20 protein-coding genes are annotated in these 20,883 nt (G+C 52.1%); 11 read left to right on the top strand and 9 right to left on the bottom strand.

The genetic code is table 11. From position 1 onward, the window contains the following. Positions 1-68 precede the first annotated feature (68 nt). Positions 69-1,016 (top strand): hypothetical protein, encoded by a 948-nt coding sequence (locus tag ACSBQN_RS06595; protein WP_036408174.1) that lies wholly within the window; start codon positions 69-71, stop codon positions 1,014-1,016. Between the two features lie 15 nt (positions 1,017-1,031). On the opposite strand, the gene ACSBQN_RS06590 is transcribed toward ACSBQN_RS06595, so the two are convergent. Further along, entirely contained in the window at positions 1,032-1,814 is a 783-nt protein-coding gene (locus ACSBQN_RS06590; protein ID WP_024473155.1) for a YciK family oxidoreductase, read from the bottom strand. A 179-nt stretch (positions 1,815-1,993) separates the two neighbouring features. On the opposite strand from ACSBQN_RS06590, the gene sohB reads away from it, so the two are divergent. Continuing rightward, complete coding sequence (sohB, locus tag ACSBQN_RS06585) at positions 1,994-3,046, top strand: protease SohB (RefSeq protein ID WP_024473154.1); 1,053 nt, start codon at positions 1,994-1,996, stop codon at positions 3,044-3,046. Between the two features lie 90 nt (positions 3,047-3,136). Here the strand turns inward: sohB and ACSBQN_RS06580 are convergent, their stop codons facing one another. After that, positions 3,137-3,388, bottom strand: a complete 252-nt coding sequence (locus ACSBQN_RS06580; RefSeq protein WP_004239221.1) for a YciN family protein — start codon at positions 3,386-3,388, stop codon at positions 3,137-3,139. Positions 3,389-3,675: 287 nt separating this feature from the next. Between ACSBQN_RS06580 and topA the strand changes: the two genes are divergently transcribed. The 4 genes from topA to acnA all read left to right on the top strand — a co-directional run bounded on the left by topA (position 3,676) and on the right by acnA (position 10,853). Continuing rightward, entirely contained in the window at positions 3,676-6,264 is a 2,589-nt protein-coding gene (topA, locus tag ACSBQN_RS06575; protein ID WP_354632747.1) for a type I DNA topoisomerase, read from the top strand. Between the two features lie 368 nt (positions 6,265-6,632). Then, a complete protein-coding gene (cysB, locus tag ACSBQN_RS06570; RefSeq protein WP_004238139.1) occupies positions 6,633-7,607 on the top strand; it encodes an HTH-type transcriptional regulator CysB in 975 nt (324 codons plus the stop codon). A 22-nt stretch (positions 7,608-7,629) separates the two neighbouring features. Beyond that, on the top strand, positions 7,630-8,034 hold the full coding sequence (locus ACSBQN_RS06565; protein ID WP_024473152.1) for a hypothetical protein: 405 nt from the start codon (positions 7,630-7,632) through the stop codon (positions 8,032-8,034). Positions 8,035-8,180: 146 nt separating this feature from the next. After that, entirely contained in the window at positions 8,181-10,853 is a 2,673-nt protein-coding gene (gene acnA, locus ACSBQN_RS06560) for an aconitate hydratase AcnA (protein WP_214167357.1), read from the top strand. 66 nt (positions 10,854-10,919) lie between these two features. Here the strand turns inward: acnA and ribA are convergent, their stop codons facing one another. Beyond that, entirely contained in the window at positions 10,920-11,528 is a 609-nt protein-coding gene (gene ribA, locus ACSBQN_RS06555) for a GTP cyclohydrolase II (protein WP_024473150.1), read from the bottom strand. Between the two features lie 201 nt (positions 11,529-11,729). Between ribA and ACSBQN_RS06550 the strand changes: the two genes are divergently transcribed. From ACSBQN_RS06550 to yciH, 5 genes are all read left to right on the top strand, one after another. Further along, complete coding sequence (locus ACSBQN_RS06550) at positions 11,730-12,464, top strand: phosphatase PAP2 family protein (protein WP_024473149.1); 735 nt, start codon at positions 11,730-11,732, stop codon at positions 12,462-12,464. 186 nt (positions 12,465-12,650) lie between these two features. After that, positions 12,651-12,956, top strand: a complete 306-nt coding sequence (locus ACSBQN_RS06545; RefSeq protein WP_015422730.1) for a LapA family protein — start codon at positions 12,651-12,653, stop codon at positions 12,954-12,956. A 5-nt stretch (positions 12,957-12,961) separates the two neighbouring features. Then, positions 12,962-14,131, top strand: a complete 1,170-nt coding sequence (gene lapB, locus ACSBQN_RS06540; RefSeq protein WP_024473148.1) for a lipopolysaccharide assembly protein LapB — start codon at positions 12,962-12,964, stop codon at positions 14,129-14,131. Positions 14,132-14,194: 63 nt separating this feature from the next. After that, a complete protein-coding gene (gene pyrF / locus ACSBQN_RS06535; protein WP_004238131.1) occupies positions 14,195-14,929 on the top strand; it encodes an orotidine-5'-phosphate decarboxylase in 735 nt (244 codons plus the stop codon). Between the two features lies 1 nt (position 14,930). Beyond that, positions 14,931-15,254, top strand: a complete 324-nt coding sequence (gene yciH / locus ACSBQN_RS06530) for a stress response translation initiation inhibitor YciH (RefSeq protein ID WP_024473147.1) — start codon at positions 14,931-14,933, stop codon at positions 15,252-15,254. A 34-nt stretch (positions 15,255-15,288) separates the two neighbouring features. Here the strand turns inward: yciH and ACSBQN_RS06525 are convergent, their stop codons facing one another. The 6 genes from ACSBQN_RS06525 to rsxD all read right to left on the bottom strand — a co-directional run bounded on the left by ACSBQN_RS06525 (position 15,289) and on the right by rsxD (position 20,869). Further along, the gene (locus ACSBQN_RS06525) at positions 15,289-15,495 is read right to left on the bottom strand and encodes a glycine zipper 2TM domain-containing protein (RefSeq protein ID WP_337137274.1); all 207 of its coding nucleotides are present in this window, start codon (positions 15,493-15,495) and stop codon (positions 15,289-15,291) included. 208 nt (positions 15,496-15,703) lie between these two features. Next, positions 15,704-17,641: an exoribonuclease II gene (locus ACSBQN_RS06520; protein ID WP_152696222.1), complete on the bottom strand. Its 1,938-nt coding sequence runs from the start codon at positions 17,639-17,641 to the stop codon at positions 15,704-15,706. Between the two features lie 101 nt (positions 17,642-17,742). Then, a complete protein-coding gene (nth, locus tag ACSBQN_RS06515) occupies positions 17,743-18,384 on the bottom strand; it encodes an endonuclease III (RefSeq protein ID WP_004238127.1) in 642 nt (213 codons plus the stop codon). Between the two features lie 63 nt (positions 18,385-18,447). After that, positions 18,448-19,152 carry an electron transport complex subunit E gene (locus ACSBQN_RS06510; RefSeq protein ID WP_004238126.1) on the bottom strand — a complete coding sequence of 235 codons (705 nt, stop codon included), beginning with the start codon at positions 19,150-19,152 and terminating at the stop codon, positions 18,448-18,450. Next, complete coding sequence (gene rsxG, locus ACSBQN_RS06505; protein ID WP_004238124.1) at positions 19,152-19,778, bottom strand: electron transport complex subunit RsxG; 627 nt, start codon at positions 19,776-19,778, stop codon at positions 19,152-19,154. The genes ACSBQN_RS06510 and rsxG overlap by 1 nt, the downstream gene beginning before the upstream one ends. After that, entirely contained in the window at positions 19,775-20,869 is a 1,095-nt protein-coding gene (gene rsxD, locus ACSBQN_RS06500; protein WP_024473145.1) for an electron transport complex subunit RsxD, read from the bottom strand. The genes rsxG and rsxD overlap by 4 nt, the downstream gene beginning before the upstream one ends. Positions 20,870-20,883: the final 14 nt, after the last annotated feature.

The following is a 20,883-nucleotide window of genomic DNA, read 5'->3' as shown; positions in this document are numbered from 1 at the left end:
GTTAAAATAATCAGAAAAGTATTTCCCGCCGGTGAATGACCGGGAAACAGAGATATATCTGCGAGGAGATGATTATTGCGATAACCAGATGCGGTCTGTTAACGCTCATCTTTCTGCTCCCCGGATGTGGTGACGAAACACAGCCCGATGCACCTGAACTGAGCCGGTATTACTACAGTAATATTACCGGGGATGATCTGTTTTTTACGGTAAACGGAAAAAGTTATCACCTTGCACATGATGCGGAGGGCATCGTTTATCTGCCGTCCGGCCTGAATAAGCTGGAAACCCCGCAGGGACAACAGGTTTCCTTTATGGCCTATCCCGGGAACAACGGCGGGATCCTCAATCCGTCCCGTGCCCGTTATTATTCCTATACCATTCATGACGGCGATACACTGTATTCACCGCAATTTAATGCCATGGTGAAGATATTTAAATTTGACGGCCATTATTATCAGGGACCGTTGCGGACCAGTAATGCCGACGTTATCGATAATAACCTGTTTAAATGCCGGTATCCTTCCGATGTGCCGGATATAAAAGCCGTGCTGGACAGATTTGTTGCCGGGGAAAAAGGAATGATGACAATCTGTATGAATGAAAATGAATTCCGCCGGTTCCTGGAATACAACCCGCGCGGTGTCAGTTTATTACCGGATAATACAGTGATCACACCGGAACAGGATGCGGATACCGGCAATACTCTCCGTCCGCATGATATTCAGTTTCAGGATGCGGAATTACGTGAGGATGCTGAGAAAATCACTGATATTGTGACGGAGTTCCGGCATCAGACGGATGTGACAAAAAAATATGAAATATACAGCCGTTATCACACGGTACTGATGCGGATGGCTAATCGTTACCGTCAGATAATGCTGCAAAGCGATAAAGAGAATAAGACAGATAAAGAAGAGAGCCTGAAATTCAGTGAATTTGTGCAGGAAACCGGCGAAATTTTCGGTGCCGGGGTTTTACCGCTGCAAACGGATGAAACGCCCCCGGCACACTGACGTTACTGCCTTTAATTATTCCGCCGGTCCGGCTTTGCGTCCGGGCTGTGCATCATAGCTTATCCCGTTTTTACCGGCACTGTCATCACACATCACATATAAATAGGTCGGCATAATATCCGCCGGGGTTTTCAGTTTTTCTGATGCCTCATCCGGAAATGCGCCGGCGCGCATGGCCGTGCGGGTACCACCCGGATTAATGCAGCTGACGCGCAGACCCGTACCTTTATATTCCTCAGCCAGAACCTGCATCATACCTTCAGTGGCAAATTTTGAGACGGCATAGGCACCCCATCCGGCACGACCTTCGCGGCCGACACTTGATGATGTGAATACCAGCGAGCTCTGCGGGGATTTCAGCAGCAGGGGTAACAGTGCCTGTGTCAGTATAAAGGTGCCGTTAACATTCACCTGCATCACATCCTGCCATAACTGCACCGGCTGCTCAGTGACCGGTGCGACCACGCCGAGAATACCGGCGTTGTGCAGCACGCCGTCCAGACGCGGAATTTCCTGTTCCAGCGCGGCAGCGAACTGACGGCTTTGCGCTTCTGTCAGTGTCAGTAAGTCCTGATGATAAATACGCGGCACTGACCCGTAACGCTGCGTGATTTCATCACGGACGGCCTGTAATTTGGATTCTGTCCGGCCGGTCAGGATCAGTTCCGCACCGTAGCGGGCATAGGTCAGGGCGGCTTCGCGGCCGATCCCGTCACCGGCACCGGTTATCAGGATGATTTTATTCTTCAGTGCATCAGGGGAGGACGGGGAAAAGCGGGATACATCATTATTATGCATGGTGATAACTCCGGAAAAGCAAATGGACGGGTATCACATCCCGGACAGGGTGTGAACCCGTTTTTATCATACCGTCCTCAGGGCGTGATTGCCATCAAGGGTTATAAAACTAGTTGAGCATTTATCAGATTTTTTAGTTAAAATAGCGCCATTCAATTTAACAGTATTAAGGTGTGCCGGTGGAGTTTCTCTCACAATACGGTTTGTTTCTTGCTGAAACCGTAACTATTGTTCTGGCAATCATTGCCATTGTCGTGTTCTTTGTCATGCTCAGCATCCGTAAAGGGCAGTCTCTGGGTAAATTACGTCTGACGGATCTGGGTGAAAACTACCGCGACAGACAGCGTGAAATGCAACATGCCCGCATGAGCGAAGCAGAGCAGAAAGTCTGGAATAAAGCGTTTAAAAAACAACAAAAAAACGAAGATAAAAAAGACAAAAATAACGCCAAAAACGGGCAGACCCGTCTGCGCAAATCCTGTATTTATGTGATCGACTTTAAAGGCAGCCTGGATGCGCACGAGGTGGAATCACTGCGTGAAGAAATCACCATAATTCTGTCCGTGGCCGAGCCGGGTCTGGATGAAGTGCTGGTGCGTCTGGAAAGCCCGGGCGGGCTGGTTCATGCCTATGGTCTGGCAGCCGCTCAACTGACCCGTCTGCGTGAGAAAAATATCCGTATTACCATTGCGGTTGATAAAGTCGCGGCGAGCGGTGGTTATATGATGGCGTGTGTGGCGGATAAAATTGTGGCCGCGCCGTTTGCGATTGTCGGTTCGATTGGCGTGGTGGCACAGGTGCCTAACATCCATCGTCTGCTGAAGAAAAATGATATTGATGTGGAAATGCATACTGCCGGTCAATATAAACGCACGCTGACATTCATCGGGCAGAATACCGATGAAGGCCGTGAGAAATTCCAGCAGGAGCTGGATGAAACTCACGTTCTGTTCAAAAGCTTTGTTTCTCAGAACCGTCCGTCTCTGGACATTGATAAAGTGGCGACAGGTGAACACTGGTACGGCACCCAGGCAAAAGAGCTGGGACTGGTTGATGAGCTGGCAGTGAGTGATGATTTAATTGTCGCGGCAATTCCTGACCACGAAGTGATTCAGGTGCGTTATTTCCGCCGTAAGCGTCTTATCGATAAAATCACCCAGAGTGTGATGATGAGTGCTGACCGCCTTATTCTCCGCTGGTGGCAGCGCGGGAATGGCCCGGTCGGGAAATAACCGTCTCAATATAAATAACGGCAGCGCAGGCTGCCGTTATTCTTTGCGGATTATTATTATCCGGCCGGTGACTATTCAGGTATCCGTCTGTTAATCCGCCAGATGATATTGTTCTGACAGAACGTGAGCGAGATGTTTAAACATATTAAAGACGGCCGCACTTTTGAGTGTCGGCAGGCCCTGGTCGTCTAAAAAGTATTCACCTTTAAAAACCAATACGCCGGATTTCTGTTCAACATCATCAGCCTGCATACCCTCCAGAAAATCGTCATGTTCCTGTATGATTTTATTGGCTTTTTCTAACAGCTCTTGTTTGCTGATGGCGATGGTTTCTTTTTGCATTCTGTGAACTCCTTTGAAAAATAATTTGTTGCGCATCACTATTTATCAGGTAGAGTGTGAACTTTTCAAGAGCCCCGCAACGTGGCGGGAAGACTATTTGCGTAATACACTCCGGTGACGGCGATATTAAAAATACATCATTTCCTGACAGATGTTTTGAGTTGAAACAAAGCATTAGTATAAAAAGAGTTGATCTATTACGAAAGTGCCTCAATATAAAAGGCAGTGTATTTAACGCAAAAATTGGCGTTTTTATAATCGCCCCGAAAATTTAGGTAATGATAATTATGGGTAAAGCTCTTGTCATCGTGGAGTCCCCGGCAAAAGCCAAAACGATTAACAAGTATCTCGGCAAAGACTACGTGGTGAAATCCAGCGTCGGTCACATCCGGGATCTGCCGACGAGTGGTTCAGCGAGCCGTAAACCCGCTGCTGCAGGCGATAAAACGAAAAAAGTTAAAAAAGACGAACGCACAGCGCTGGTCAGCCGGATGGGTGTTGACCCGTACCACGGCTGGGAAGCGGATTATCAGATTCTGCCGGGCAAAGAAAAGGTTGTTTCTGAATTACAGCACCTGGCTGCCGATGCGTCACACATTTACCTCGCAACGGACCTTGACCGCGAAGGGGAAGCCATTGCATGGCACCTGCGGGAAGTGATCGGCGGTGATGACAGCCGCTTCAGCCGGGTTGTGTTTAATGAAATCACCAAAAATGCGATAAGCCAGGCGTTTGAACAGCCGGGCGAACTGAATATTGACCGTGTGAATGCCCAGCAGGCGCGCCGCTTTATGGATCGCGTGGTGGGTTACATGGTGTCTCCGCTGCTGTGGAAGAAAATTGCCCGTGGTTTATCCGCCGGTCGTGTACAGTCTGTCGCGGTGCGTCTGATTGTTGAGCGCGAGCGCGAAATCAAAGCGTTTGTGCCGGAAGAGTACTGGCAGATCCACGCACTGCTGTCTGATAAAAAAGATCAGCTGCGCATGGAAGTGGTGCTGGAAAACGGCAAAACCTTTAAAGCGGTCAATGAGAAACAGGCACATGCTGCTGTCAGCAAGTTACAGGCTGCCACCTTTAAAATTACTGACCGCGAAGACCGTCCGACCTCCAGCAAGCCGGGCGCGCCGTTTATTACCTCCACACTCCAGCAGGCCGCGAGCACGCGCCTGAGCTTTGGTGTGAAGAAAACCATGATGATGGCACAGCGTCTTTATGAAGCCGGTCACATCACCTATATGCGTACCGATTCCACCAACCTGAGCCAGGATGCCATTACAATGGCGCGTGACTATATCACCGAGAATTTCGGTGATAAGTATCTGCCTGCCTCGCCGAATCTGTACAGCAACAAAGAGAATTCCCAGGAAGCGCACGAAGCTATCCGTCCGTCTGACATCACCGTCACGGAAGAGATGCTCAAGGATATGGAGCCGGATGCGCGCCGCCTGTATCAGTTAATCTGGCGTCAGTTTGTCGCGTGTCAGATGACACCGGCAAAATACGATTCCACCACACTGACCGCAGAAGCGGGTGATTTCACACTGAAAGCCAAAGGGCGCACACTGCGTTTCGACGGCTGGACCAAAGTGATGCCTGCACTGCGTAAGAATGATGAAGATAATACGCTGCCTGCGATTGCGCCGGGCACAGTTATGACGCGCGAAGCGATTGATCCGGTACAGCACTTCACCAAACCGCCTGCACGTTTCAGTGAGGCGTCGCTGGTTAAAGAGCTGGAAAAACGCGGTATCGGTCGTCCGTCCACCTATGCGTCAATTATTTCCACCATTCAGGATCGCGGTTATGTGAAAGTGGAAAACCGCCGTTTCTATGCCGAGAAAATGGGTGAAATTGTCACCGATCGTCTCGAAGAAACCTTTGCGGAACTGATGAACTACGATTTTACCGCACGGATGGAAAATCAGCTCGACCATATCGCCAACAATGAAGCGAAGTGGAAATCGGTGCTGGATGAATTCTTTGCGGATTTCAGCAAACAGCTGGATAACGCGGGCAAAGAGCCGGAAGAAGGCGGTATGCGAACGAACCCGATGGTCATTACCTCGATCATCTGTCCGACCTGTTCCCGCCCGATGGGGATCCGCACCGCATCCACCGGGGTATTCCTGGGCTGTTCCGGTTATGCTCTGCCGCCGAAAGAGCGCTGCAAGCAGACCATCAACCTGATCCCGGAACATGAAATCCTCAATATCCTTGAAGGGGATGATGCGGAAACCAATGCACTGCGTGCCCGCCGCCGCTGCCCGAAATGCGGCACCGCGATGGACAGCTACCTGATCGACACCGGCCGTAAACTGCATGTCTGCGGTAACAACCCGGAATGTGAAGGGTACGAAGTCGAAGAAGGTGAGTTCCGCATTAAAGGGTATGATGGCCCGGTCGTTGAATGTGAGAAATGCGGCTCTGAGATGCACCTGAAAATGGGGCGTTTCGGTAAGTACATGGGCTGTACCAACGACGAGTGTAAAAACACCCGTAAAATTCTGCGTAACGGTGAAGTCGCTCCGCCGAAAGAAGATCCGGTTCCGTTACCGGAACTGCCGTGCGAAAAATCAGATGCGTACTTTGTACTGCGTGATGGTGCTGCCGGTATTTTCCTGGCGGCGCACAATTTCCCTAAATCACGGGAAACCCGTGCACCGCAGGTTGCAGAACTGGTTCGCTTTAAAGATCGTCTGTCTGAGAAAATGCGTTATCTGGCGGAGGCGCCGGTGGCGGATCCGGACGGTAATCCGACGACTGTCCGCTGGAGCCGCAAAACCAAACAGCAGTATGTGGCATCCGATAAAGACGGCAAAGCCACCGGCTGGTCTGCATTCTATATCGACGGCAAATGGGTTGAGAAAGCCAAATAATCTGTCGTTATAGGGTTCTGTTGTCACAATAATAAAAACCGGTCAGGATTTCCCTGACCGGTTTTTTTATGCCGGAAACAGTGTTCTGGCGGTGTATTGTACGGCAGACAGTGATTAATAGCTTTTTGTTATAAGCATTAAATAAAATAGCCTAAGAAAGGAATAGCCGTGATTTCCCGCGCTTTGCTGAGAAATGCACAGTATCAGGGCATTGAGCTGTTATTTTTTGGCTGGTGCCCGTGCATTTTTTGTTATATCGTCACTGAATAGAATAACGTTATAACAATTTGCTCACTTATTCTTTTTCGGAATAATAAAGATGAAAAAGGAGTAAGCAATGCCGAACCTGCACGGAAAGGAATAAGCGGATGAAATTACAGCAGCTGCGCTATATTGTGGAAGTGGTTAATCACAATCTGAATGTCTCCTCGACTGCCGAGGGGCTGTACACATCACAACCCGGTATCAGTAAGCAGATCCGGATGCTGGAAGATGAGCTGGGAATGCAGATTTTTGCCCGCAGCGGTAAACATCTGACCCATGTGACACCGGCCGGGGAATCCGTTATCCGGATCTCACGTGAAGTGCTGGCGAAAATTGATGCCATCAAGGCTGTCGCCAGTGAGCATACTTATCCGGAGCAGGGAACCCTGAGCATCGCCACAACCCATACCCAGGCACGTTATGCACTGCCGCCGGTGATTAAAGGCTTTATTGAGCGTTATCCGCACGTTTCCCTGCATATGCACCAGGGCACACCGACACAGATAGCCGAAGATGTCTGCAAAGGCAACAGCGATTTCGCTATCGCGACAGAAGCCCTGCATTTGTATAACGATTTGATTATGCTGCCGTGCTATCAGTGGAACCGGGCCGTGGTGGTCCGCCGTGATCACCCGCTGGCGCAGCGGCGCGACCTGACTATCGCGGATATCGCGGAGTATGAGATTGTCACCTATACCCACGGTTTCACCGGCCGTTCCGAGCTGGATAGCACCTTTGAAAAACAGGGGCTGAAACCGAAAGTGGTCTTTACCGCGACGGATGCGGATGTGATTAAAACCTATGTCCGCCTCGGGCTCGGGATTGGGATTATTGCCAGCATGGCCGTTGATCCGGAAACGGATAAAGACCTCGTCAGTATCGATATGCGGGATAAATTCAGCTACAGCACCACAAAAATCGGTTTCCGGCGCGGCAGTTTCCTGAGAACCTATATGTATGATTTTATGTGGCGTTTCGCACCGCATCTGACTCGCGATGTGGTGGATAAAGCGATTGCGCTGCGCAATAATGAAGACATCGAAGCCATGTTTAAAGACATTCCGCTGCCGATTGTCTGAATACTTATTATCAGGGGAACTGATGAGTAAATTATCCGCACTGACAGGCGCTGTCCTGCTTGCCGCCGGGCTGTTTCCGGCGGTTGTATCTGCATCCGTACCGGCGGCACCGGTCTGTAAAGAGACCGTGCGTGACCCGGAAAGCTATGATTCAACGGATGAATGCTACTACAAAGGCAGCAATCTGGTACAAACTTACGGGCTCTACCGCAGTACAACCGGGGAGCCGAAAAATCTGACGGAAAAATTGACACCCGGCACGGATCAGTCTTTCACCGGTTATGGTGATACGGTCAGCCTGGAATACAAATGGCAGGGTAATAATCACCTGACGGTAACACAGTTGTTTAATGGTGGTCAGGATACCATCTCATTTGAGACTGACGGGCAGGGAACCCGGGTTATTACAGAATACAGTCCGGATTAATTATCCTGCAAAATTGTTAGTTTTAGTTACATTGAATTAACAAATTGTGTGGCTGCCCCCGCAAAGATTACGGGAATATGGTATCTTTATAATGAAAATAATAAGGAAGATACCTGTTTAACCCGTACACTCTGTGTGGAGGCGTTATGTCGTTAACCTTAAAGCAACAGTGTGAAACCCTGCTGACAGCGGGCGGAAAACACTACCATATCTATCATCTCTCCCGCCTGGCGGAACAGCTCGGCAATCTTGATAAATTACCCAAATCCCTGAAAGTGCTGGCCGAAAACCTGTTGCGTAATCTCGACGGCGACAGCGTTCAGGTACGCGATTTACAGGCGCTGATCGACTGGCAGAAAACCGGCACGGCTGACCATGAAATTGCCTTCCGGCCCGCCCGTGTGCTGATGCAGGATTTTACCGGTGTGCCGGCGGTGGTGGATCTGGCGGCGATGCGCCAGGCTATCCGCGTGCTGGGCGGAGAAGAGAGTAAGGTCAATCCGTTGTCGCCGGTCGATCTGGTTATCGACCACTCGGTGATGGTGGATGAATATGCCAGTGAGCAGGCTTTTGCTGATAACGTGGCCATTGAAATGTCACGTAATAACGAACGTTACCGCTTTCTGCGCTGGGGACAACAGGCCTTTGACCGCTTCCGTGTGGTGCCGCCGGGAACGGGGATTTGCCACCAGGTTAACCTCGAGTACCTCGGTAAATCCGTCTGGTATGAAACCCGTGACGGCAAAATCTATGCGTATCCGGATACCCTGGTCGGGACAGACTCCCACACCACCATGATTAACGGCCTCGGCGTGCTGGGCTGGGGCGTGGGCGGTATTGAAGCGGAAGCCGCGATGCTCGGACAGCCGGTGTCAATGCTGATCCCGGATGTGGTCGGGTTTAAGCTGACCGGTCGTCTGCGCGAAGGGATCACCGCCACTGACCTGGTGCTGACTGTGACACAAATGCTGCGCAAACACGGCGTGGTGGGCAAATTTGTTGAATTCTGGGGTGACGGCCTGGCGCAGCTGCCGCTGGCTGACCGCGCTACAATTGCCAATATGGCGCCGGAGTACGGAGCAACCTGTGGTTTCTTCCCGGCGGATGAGGTCACACTCAGTTATATGCGTCTGACCGGGCGTAGTGATGATGAAATCGCGCTGGTGGAAACGTACTGCAAAGAGCAGGGATTGTGGCGACACGAGGGGGACGAGCCGCGCTTTACCTCCGGGCTGGCGCTGGATCTGGCGGATGTGCAGACCAGCCTGGCCGGGCCGAAACGTCCGCAGGACAGAGTGGTGCTGGCGCAGGTACCGGGCGCGTTTCAGGCGGCGGTTGATCTGGAACTGAACAAAAAGTCTCCGGCGGCGAAAGTCCCTGTTTCTCTGCATGGCGACGATTTTACCCTTGAGGATGGTGCCGTGGTGATTGCCGCCATCACATCCTGTACCAACACCTCCAACCCCGGTGTGCTGATGACTGCCGGTCTGCTGGCAAAAAATGCTGCTGAAAAAGGGCTGACCCGCAAACCGTGGGTGAAAACCTCCCTGGCCCCCGGTTCGAAAGTGGTGACAGATTATCTGAATGCCGCCGGATTCACGCCGTATCTGGATCAGCTGGGATTTAATCTTGTCGGTTATGGTTGTACTACCTGTATCGGCAACTCCGGGCCGCTGGATGCGGAAATCGAAACAGCCATCAAAGGGAATGACCTGACAGTCGGTGCCGTGCTGTCCGGTAACCGTAACTTTGAAGGGCGCATCCATCCGCTGGTGAAAACCAACTGGCTGGCTTCTCCGCCGCTGGTGGTGGCTTATGCACTGGCCGGCAATCTGCACTGTAATCTGGAAACCGATCCGCTGGGCTATGATAAACAGGGCAAACCGGTGCTGTTAAAAGATATCTGGCCGGATAATGCCGCGATTGCTGCTGCGGTGGAAAAAGTGAAAACAGAGATGTTCCGCAAAGAATACTCAGCAGTCTTTGACGGGGATGAACAATGGCAGTCACTGCCGGTGGAAAATACGCCGACCTACCAGTGGCAGCCGGATTCCACCTATATCCGCCATCCGCCGTATTTTGAGGGAATGCCGGTTTCCCCGGCACCGGTAAAAGATGTAAAACAGGCACGGATTTTGGCGATCCTCGGTGACTCTGTCACCACTGACCATATCTCTCCGGCGGGGAACATTAAAGCAGACAGCCCGGCGGGGCGCTATTTACAGGCGCACGGCGTGAAACCGGCGGATTTTAACTCCTACGGCTCACGGCGCGGTAACCATGAAGTGATGGTACGCGGCACGTTTGCTAATATCCGTATCCGCAATGAAATGGTGCCGGGCACGGAAGGCGGATTTACCCGCCATATTCCGTCCGGGGAAACACTGGCTATCTTTGATGCCGCGATGCGTTATCAGGAGTCCGGGACACCGCTGGTGGTGATAGCCGGGAAAGAGTACGGCTCCGGCTCCAGTCGTGACTGGGCAGCGAAAGGCACTAATCTGCTGGGTGTGAGAGTGGTGCTGACGGAATCCTATGAGCGGATCCACCGTTCTAACCTGATTGGTATGGGTATCCTGCCGCTGGAGTTTCCGGCGGGAACTGATCGCCGTACGCTGGGGCTGACCGGGGATGAACTGATTGATGTCGGCGGCCTGAACAGTATCATACCAAAACAGATTGTACCGGTGAAAATCACACATGCGGACGGACGGGTGACTGAACTGAATGCCCTGTGCCGTATCGATACACAGACGGAGCTGGAATATTACCGTCACGGTGGCATCCTCTGCTATGTGATCCGGCAGATGCTGGCGTAACGTATTCAGACGGGTAAAAACAAAGCGCGGCATTTTTTGCCGCGCTTTTCTGTTTTTGCAGGTGGATCAGTGATTACAGCCCGGAGACTGGCACAGCATGTGTCCCATTTTCTCCGCTTTGGTATCCAGATAATGGGCATTAGCCGGATTACGGCCGACAATCAGCGGCACGCGTTCAGTAATGTTAATCCCGGCCTGGGTCAGAATCTCGACTTTTTCCGGGTTATTGGTCAGCAGGCGGATGGCGTGCACATCCAGCAGTTTGTACATATCGGCGCACAACGTGAAATCGCGCTCATCCGGGGCGAAACCCAGCTTCTGGTTGGCTTCAACGGTATCCAGTCCGGTATCCTGTAATGCATAGGCACGGATTTTATTCAGCAGGCCAATATTACGGCCTTCCTGACGGTGATACAGTAATACACCACGGCCTTCTTCCGAAATCTGTTTTAAGGCAGCTTCCAGCTGAAAACCACAGTCACAGCGCAGGCTGAACAGCGCGTCACCGGTCAGACATTCTGAATGGACGCGGGATAACACCGGCTCATCACCGCTGATGTCCCCGAACACCAGAGCCACGTGATCGTGACCGGTGGCAATTTCTTCAAATCCGACCATCAAAAATTCCCCGAACGGGGTAGGTAATTTTGCCTGTGCGACACGTTTTAACTGCAACTCTTTATTCATGATTTATTAACTCATTGATATAAATATCTTTATTTAAACGCACATAATCGTATTGGCGATGTTATTATCTGCGTTGCCCGGGAAATGAAACTGACATTCCATTTGCGGGTCAAATAACTGAACATGACCATAGTAGTACATCAGTTTGACAAAATAATATTTATTTTTTAACGGAATAATTCAACCCGGATGAAAAACCTGACAAAACCCTTTATCGCCGGTGTCATCCTGCTGATGCTGGTACCGCTGGTGACATTACTGACCGGCTGGCGCTGGCAGCCATCAGGTGATGATGATCTGCTGCGCGGCCTGTGGCACCTGACGGATACTGCTGCGTATCCGCTGGCGATTATCGTATCACTCATTTTTTGTATTCTGTTTGTCCGTTTGTTTCGCGGCAGCAGAAAGCAGGCACTGCGCGCGGCGGCGCTGATTCTTGTGGTGGTGGCTGCGGGACAGGGCATCAAAGTGGCGATGAAAAACACCATTAAAGAACCGCGCCCGTATGTGGTCTGGCTGGCACAGCAAAATATTGTGTCAGAAGAAGGGTTCTATGACCTTTCCCGGAAAGCGCGGGTACAACTGCTGGAAAATACCGTGACAAATCATTATCAGGTGCCCGGCTGGCTGCTGAAGCACTGGAAAAGTGAAACCGGTTATGCATTTCCGTCCGGCCATGCACTGTTTGCAAGTGCATGGGCGCTGATTCTCTTTGTGTTTTTCACCGCACAGGGCCGCCGCGGGCTGGCGGGCGTGATTCTGCTGTGGGGCATTCTGGCGGAATACAGCCGCCTGGCGCTGGGAATGCACTGGCCGTCAGATATCATTATGTCTGTGATTATTAACGCAATCCTGGCCGGAATATTCTTTATCTGGCTTAACAGGCAGAAGGAAAATGGTGTGCAACTGCCGCCGCTGGCCTGAAATCATGTTATTATAAGGCGCGTGAAACCCGTTGCCGGTATTCTGTGCGGATACCGGCAAAAAAGCGGAAAAAACTCGGGAACACAACAAATTACTTTCATTCTCCCCGGGGTAAATGGTAACTTAAGGGGTTAGTGCGTCTGCAAGAAGCAGGCGCGGAATGCAAGCCTGATAATAGGAACGCCGGTGAAATATTTTCTGATTTTTATCCTTGTACTGGTGGTTTTCATCATTTCGGTGACACTGGGCGCAAATAACGATCAGGTAGTCACATTTAATTATCTGATTGCGCAGGGACAGTATTCTGTATCCACCTTGCTGGCCGTACTGTTCGGTATCGGTTTTGTGCTGGGCTGGATTGTCTGCGGTCTGTTTTATTTACGTCTGCGGTTGTCGCTGGCACGTGCCCGGCACCGGATCAAACGTCTGGAAGCTGATCAGACGGTGCAGTCTTCCGGTTCGGTTGCACTGCGGGACACCACTAAGGAATAAGCATTATGCTTGAGCTGTTGTTTCTTCTGTTGCCCATTGCTGCCGCATACGGCTGGTATATGGGGCGGCGCAGCGCGCAGCAGAATCAACAACAACATGCGGATCGCCTGTCACGTGACTATGTGGCAGGCGTAAACTTTTTGCTGTCCGATCAGCAGGATAAAGCGGTTGATTTGTTCCTCGACATGCTGAAAGAAGACAGTTCTGCATTTGAAGCTCACCTGACACTCGGTAACCTGTTCCGTTCGCGCGGCGAAGTGGAACGCGCCATCCGCATCCATCAGTCACTGATGGAAAGCGCCTCTCTCTCCTATGATCAGCGTCTCCTCGCCACACAACAGCTGGGTCGCGATTATGTGGCCGCCGGGGTTTATGACCGGGCGGAAGCCCTGTTTTTACAGCTGATTGATGAGGCGGATTTCAGACAAAGCGCGCTTCAGTCGTTGTTATCGATTTATCAGTCCACCAGTGACTGGAGCAAAGCCATCGATATCGGTGAAAAACTGCTGAAACAGGGTGACTCCGGACAGCGTGAGAATATCGCTAACTTCTATTGTGAACTGGCATTGCAGGCGCTGGGCAGCGATAACACTGACGGTGCATTTGCGTATCTCGCCAAAGCTGCGGGGGCGGATAAAAACTGTGCCCGGGTGTCGATTATGCAGGGGCGTATTCATATTGAACGGGCGGAATACAGCAAAGCCGTCACCGTGCTCAAGCGGGTGTTTGAGCAGGATAAAGAGATGGTCAGTGAAACGCTGCCGATGCTGGAAACCTGCTACACACACCTTGATCAGCCGGCAGAATGGGCAGAGTACCTGCTGCATTGCTCGGATGAAAATATTGGTGCTATTGCCGAACTCTATCTTGCGGATATTATTGAACAGCAGGAAGGGCCGGAAATGGCGATCACCTATGTTAACCGCCAGTTGCAGCGCCATCCGACCATGCGTCTGTTTTGCCGTCTGATGGAATATTATCTGTCAGAGGCAGAGGAAGGCCGTGCCAAGGAGAGTCTCGGCCTGCTGCGTAACATGGTCGGCGAGCAAATCCGGACAAAACCGGATTACCGCTGCGGCAAATGCGGATTTACATCACACGCCCTGTACTGGCACTGCCCGTCCTGCCGGTCATGGGATACTATCAAGCCTATCAGAGGGCTGGACGGACAGTGACAACGTCACATTTACCCGTAATTATTTACCCGTATTAATTCACCAACCACAGGTAATACATTCATGACATCTCTTTCTTCGCATACAGGCCGTGCAGATATCGCATCGCCTGTTATTGTTGCGCTCGATTACGACAACCCGGATGACGCGCTGGCTTTTGCCGATCGTATCGATCCGGCACAGTGCCGTCTGAAAGTCGGTAAAGAGCTGTTCACCTTCTGCGGGCCGGAATGTGTCCGTGCATTGCAGCAGCGCGGGTTTGAGGTTTTTCTTGACCTGAAATTCCATGATATTCCGAATACCGCAGCGCATGCGGTGCGGGCAGCGGCTGAGCTGGGTGTGTGGATGGTTAACGTCCATGCGGCAGGCGGTGAGCGTATGATGACAGCGGCAAAAGAGATCCTGTTACCATACGGCAACGATGCACCGCTGCTGATTGCTGTGACCGTGCTGACCAGCATGGAGCAGTCCGACCTGGCCGGAACCGGTATTGATGCCACACCGGCAGAGCACGCGCTGCGTCTGGCAAAATTAACACAGAACTGCGGGCTGGATGGTGTGGTCTGTTCCGCTCATGAAGCGAAACTGATGAAAGAGACCCTGGGCCGGGAATTTAAACTGGTCACGCCGGGGATCCGCCCTGAAGGCAGTGATGCCGGTGACCAGCGCCGTATCATGACACCACCGCAGGCAGTCAGTGCCGGGGTGGATTACATGGTTATCGGGCGGCCAATCACCCGCAGTGATAACCCGCAGGCGGCATTACAGGCGATTAATGCTTCAGTGGGAGTATTATAAGATGGACAATAATTCACGGCTGGTTTATTCCACCGATGCCGGCCGTATTGATGAGCCGGAAGTCAAAGCGGAACGCCCGAAAGGTGACGGTATTGTCCGTATTCAGCGTCAGACCAGCGGCCGCAAAGGTAAGGGCGTGTGTCTGATCACCGGTATTGATTTGGATGATGCTGCACTGAGCAAGCTGGCGGCAGATCTGAAAAAACGCTGTGGCTGCGGCGGGGCGCTGAAAGACGGTGTAATTGAAATTCAGGGTGATAAACGCGATTTACTGAAGCAACTGCTGGAAGATAAAGGCTTTAAAGTCAAACTGGCGGGTGGCTGACAGAGAGATAAGGCGTCCGTTACGGACGCCTTTGTCACTGACCGGCTTCGTGGCCGATAATCCCGCCGACGGCAGCACCACCGACTGTAGCCAGGCCGGAGCCGTCCGTCAGGATCGCGCCGCTGATAGCCCCTAATTCAGCACCAATCGCGGTATCTTTCTCCTGCTCTGACAGATTTTTACAGCCGCTGAGTGCCAGCAGGCCACCGGCGACAAGCAATGCCGTTACTATTTTCTTCATCTTATTTCCCCGCTGCATGTCTGAATAGCATCACTATAGCAATCACGTTATTAATTACTATCCGCATGATTTAAATAAAATTTAAATGCTGTTAAAGGTATTGCTGTCCGGAATTTAATGACAGGAACAGAGGCGGGTTCTGAGTGGCAGGAATAAAAAAACCGCCGTTAATACAAAACGGCGGTTCTTATCAGTCAGTGATTCCGGATCAGAGCGGACGGGCCAGAATACTGCGGGTTTCCATCTTAACTTCCTCAATTTTCACCGGAATGATGTCATTGAGGCGGTAACGGACTTCACCTTTAATCAGCACTGAGCCGGTTTCCTGGCTGCACTGGAGTTCATCTTTAACCGGGTGGATAAAGGCGCCCGGGATGAAGGCGACAGCGCCGTTGTCTGTCAGACGGACACGCACACCGCCGCGGGTGATATCAATGATCTCCGCCGGGAACGGGGTATCGGTACCGGCATACGGCTGCAGGTAACGGGCATATAACCAGTCACCGACATCGCGCTCTGCCATGCGGTTGGCACGGCGGCGCTCTGCCAGGTGCTCGGCCAGGGCTTCAGCCGGTTTTTCCGCAGACTGACCGGCGATAATCGCTTTCAGCAGACGGTGGTTCACAATATCGCTGTATTTACGGATAGGGGATGTCCAGGTCGCATACCCGTCCAGTCCCAGACCAAAGTGCGGGCCTTTTTCCATGCGGACTTCGGCAAAGGTCTGGAAGCGGCGGATACGGCTGTCGAGGAACTGCGTCGGCTGGTTATCCAGTTCACGGCGCAGACGACAGAAACCGTCGAGGGTCAGCAACTCTTCCGCACTGAAATTAATACCGTTTTCGGCGAGCAGGGCAACAGCCTGGCCGATAGTCAGCGGATCCAGTCCGGTGTGTACGTTATAGACACCAAAGCCGAGTTTTTTATCCAGCACCTGAGCAGCACAGATATTGGCGGTGATCATCGCTTCTTCCACAATGCGGTTGGCACTGCGGCGCTGTTCGGCCACGATATCTGTCACCACGCCGTTTTCATCAAGGATAAAGCGGTAATCAGGACGATCTTTAAAGACCAGCGCGTGAGTTTCACGCCAGTGATGGCGGCGCTGATACATATCCTGCAACAGGGAAATCTGACGGCGGATTGTTTCATCCGTCGTCACGCGGTCAGCCACACCTTCCAGCAGGTCGGAAACATCGTCGTAAGCCAGCTTGGCTTTGGATTCAACCCAGGCGGCGAAGAATACGGCATCATCAGCCAGAGAGCCATCCTCATTAACGGAGACCCGACACACCAGTGCCGGGCGGCGCACATGCGGATGCAGCGAGCACAGGTCATCAGACAGGTTACGCGGCAGCATCGGGATATTAAAGCCCGGGAGATAGTTGGTAAATGCGCGTTTATGAGCAATGGCGTCCAGCTCGCTGCCGGCCGGGATGTAGCTGGTCGGGTCAGCAATCGCGATAGTCAGCTGAAGCTGATTGTTATCACCGGTGGTGATGTAAAGTGCATCATCCATATCTTCGGTGGATGCACTGTCGATAGTGACGAAATCCAGATGGGTCAGATCAGTGCGCGGCAGATTATCATCCGCCATGGTCACCTCAACCGGTTCCGGCTCTTTCAGTGCGTGCTGGTGGCGGGTCAGTGTCACCCACCACGGCGCGTAATGGTCGTCCGCATCGGTGATAAAGCCGGTGATTTCCGCGTGGAAACTGCGATCACCCTTCAGCGGGTGGCGGCGCATTTCCGCAACTGCCCAGTCACCCTGACGAAACTCGTGATCAACGCCTTTTGCCGGACGACAGGGAATGGAATCTTTTAACAGCGGGTGATCAGGAATGATCCAGAGACGGTCATCATTTTCCTTGCGCTGCACACGGCCGACAAACCGGTCCAGAAACGGGGTGATCAGCGCTTCAGGCTCAGCCACATCTTTATTATTCACCGTGTGAATAGCTGCGGTGACGCGGTCGCCGTGCATGACTTTTTTCATCTGCGGCGGCGGAATAAAATAGGATTTTTGTCCGTCAACTTCCAGGAAACCGTAGCCTTTATCGGTACTTTTTACGATCCCTTCGACACGCAATGTTTTATCGTGGAGCTGTTGTTTTAGCTGAGCTAACAGCGGGTTATCTTGAAACATAGGTTCCCGTACTGGTTGGGTGAGCAAATTTATGGTTATTTTTACGCGAATTTACGCTGCCCGCAAGCACAGAGGGCAATTTCTGTTTAAAGCGCAGCAGATTAATCTTCCGGATAAACTTTTTCGCTGAATTCACACAAATCCTCAATGATGCATGAACCGCAGCGGGGTTTGCGGGCAACACAGGTATAACGCCCGTGCAGTATAAACCAATGGTGGCAATCGACTTTAAATTCTGCCGGAACAACCCGCAATAATTTTTGTTCCACCTCATCCACATTTTTACCGGGGGCAAATTTTGTGCGGTTACAGACACGGAAAATATGGGTATCAACAGCAATGGTCGGCCAGCCGAACGCGGTATTGAGTACCACATTAGCAGTTTTGCGCCCCACACCCGGCAGCGCCTCAAGAGCAGCTCTGTCTTCCGGCACTTCGCCGTTATGCAGCTCAACCAGCATCCGGCAGGTTTTAATCACATTCTCTGCTTTGGTATTAAATAACCCGATGGTTTTAATATAGGATTTCACACCGTCCACACCCAGATCCAGAATGGCCTGCGGCGTATTGGCAACGGCATACAGCGGACGGGTGGCTTTATTGACACTGACATCTGTCGCCTGGGCGGATAATAAGACGGAGATCAGTAATTCAAACGGAGAATCAAACAGCAGTTCGGTGGTGGGTTGCGGGTTGTTGTCCCGCAGGCGGGTCAGGATTTCAATACGTTTTTCTTTATTCATAACGACATTGGCTCATTCATGATAAAAGCAGACTCCCGGAGAGGAGCCTGCTTAATTATACAGTTATTTGACCAGATGGCTTCCGCATCCTTTTTCTGTTTCATATTGCGGAGCAGCAGGTGCATTTTTGCGTTTTTTCATTTTCTCATCAATAAGATACTTGCCTGCCAGCATTAAGCCAAGCCCGATAAAGGCACCCGGTGGCAGCATAGCCAGCAGGAACGGGGTGTCAAGATGCAGCACATCGACGCGCAGCACTTTGGCCCAGTCACCGAGCAGCAGATCCGCACCGTCAAACAGAGTACCGTTGCCGAGAATTTCACGCATGGCACCGAGCACAAACAGCGCGGCGGTGGCACCAAGCCCCATAGCCAGGCCGTCAATCGCAGAAGGATAAACCGCATTTTTGGCGGCGAATGCCTCAGCACGGCCAATAACAATACAGTTGGTCACAATCAGTGGGATGAATATACCGAGTGACTGATATAAGCCGAAAGCATAGGCATTGATCAGCAACTGCACTGCGGTCACCACAGAAGCAATCAGCATCACATAGATAGGAATGCGGATTTCTGACGGGATCCAGCGGCGCAGCGCGGAAACTGCCACGTTAGTACAAATCAGCACCAGCGTGGTGGCCAGTCCCAGACCCAGCGCATTGGTGACCGTGGAGGAGACCGCCAGCAGCGGACACAGCCCCAGAACCTGAACCAGGGCGGAGTTGTTTTTCCATAATCCGTCGGCGAATAACTCTTTAATCTGACTCATTATTCTGCTCCGCATTGAGGTAAGGTGTTCAGCAGCGGCGGCAGTGTCTGCATATAATCCGCTGTTGCACGGACAGCATTGACAACTGCGCGCGGCGTGATGGTGGCACCGGTGAACTGATCAAAATCCCCGCCGTCTTTTTTCACCGCCCAGTGCGGGTCATCAGCGGATTCAATATGTTTGCCGCTCAGAGATGTGATCCAGTCTGAAATCCGGGTATCAATTTTATCACCCAGCCCCGGTGTCTCTTTGTGTTCGGTCACGCGGGAGCCGAGCACGGTACGGTTAAAATCAGCCGCAACCAGCAGCTGAATATTACCGGAATAGCCGTCCGGTGCGGTGGACTCCAGCACTGCGGCGACAGGTGTGCCGTCTTTGCGGGCAACATACAGCCGGTGCGGCAGTTCATTACCCAGGGCAGGATCGGTGACCAGATAACACTCTGCAATCACATCATTATTATAAACCGATTCCGGCAGGATTTCGGCAAACAGTGCCTTTTGCTGTGCGGCGGCCTGCTTATCAATTTCCGGTTTTGTCAGGGTGTAGACAAACCCGCTCAGCCCGGTGGTACCGGCGGCAAACAGGGCGAGGATCAGGCCGTAACGGCGTAATGTGGCAATCATTTATTCCCCCGTTTGTGCCCGTAAACACGCGGTTGTGTGTAGGTATCGATCAGCGGCACGGTGATATTGGCCAGCAGGACGGCAAATGCCACCGCATCCGGATAACCGCCGTAAACACGGATAATCCACAGCAGAAGGCCGATCAGTATCCCGTATATCAGGCGGCCGCGTGGTGTGGTGGAAGCGGTGACCGGGTCGGTAGCGATAAAGAATGCCCCGAGCATGGTGGCACCGGAAAACAGCTGTATAACCGGGGATGTAAAGTGTGATGAATCAATCAGGTATCCGATCACTGACAATACCGCGAGTGTTCCCAGCATGGCGGCCGGGATCTGCCATGAAATCACTTTACGGTTAAGCAGAATACAACCGCCGATCAGGTAACCGATATTCACCCACTGCCAGCCGATACCGGCGACAGAGCCCTGTAAAACGGGTTGTGTCAGGATTTCGGACATATCGCGGGTCAGCAGACCGGTTTTGAAACTGTCGAGCGGAGTCGCCTGGCTCATACCATCCGCTCCGGCGCGTAACTGCTCCAGTGTCTGGCCACCGTCTGATAACCCGGTGAAAATCACATGCAGACTGTCACTGAGCGAAACCGGGGTGATTTGCAGACTCTCCGGCGGCAGCCAACTGGTCATCTGTACCGGGAAGGAGATCAGCAGCACCACATAACCGACCATTGCCGGGTTAAACGGGTTTTGTCCGAGACCGCCATATATGTGCTTGGCAATAATCACGGCAAAGAATGTACCGATAACAATCATCCACCACGGCGCCAGCGGCGGAATACTGACAGCCAGCAGCACTGCAGTGACCAGCGCGGAGTTATCTTTCAGATACGGCATCACAGGCTGATTGCGCAGCCGGACAGCAATACTTTCGGTGACCAGCGCAGTTACAACTGCAATCAGAATCTGAAACAGGGTACCGGCGCCGAAAAACCAGAGCTGCGCGGCAATTCCCGGGATCATGGCAATCACCACCCACAGCATGATGGCGGAGGTGTTGTCACGGTTATGCGTAAACGGTGATCCCGCAATTTTCAGCCGGTGCGGGGCGTTTGAGGAAACGGGCCTAAATTTCATGCTTATTTCGCTTC

The organism is Morganella sp. B601 (assembly GCF_051172335.1).
In the GTDB taxonomy this organism is placed as follows: Bacteria; Pseudomonadota; Gammaproteobacteria; order Enterobacterales; family Enterobacteriaceae; genus Morganella; species Morganella morganii.
The sequence above is the reverse complement of the archived record's forward strand: the minus strand, read 5'-3'. Positions and strand labels throughout refer to the sequence as shown.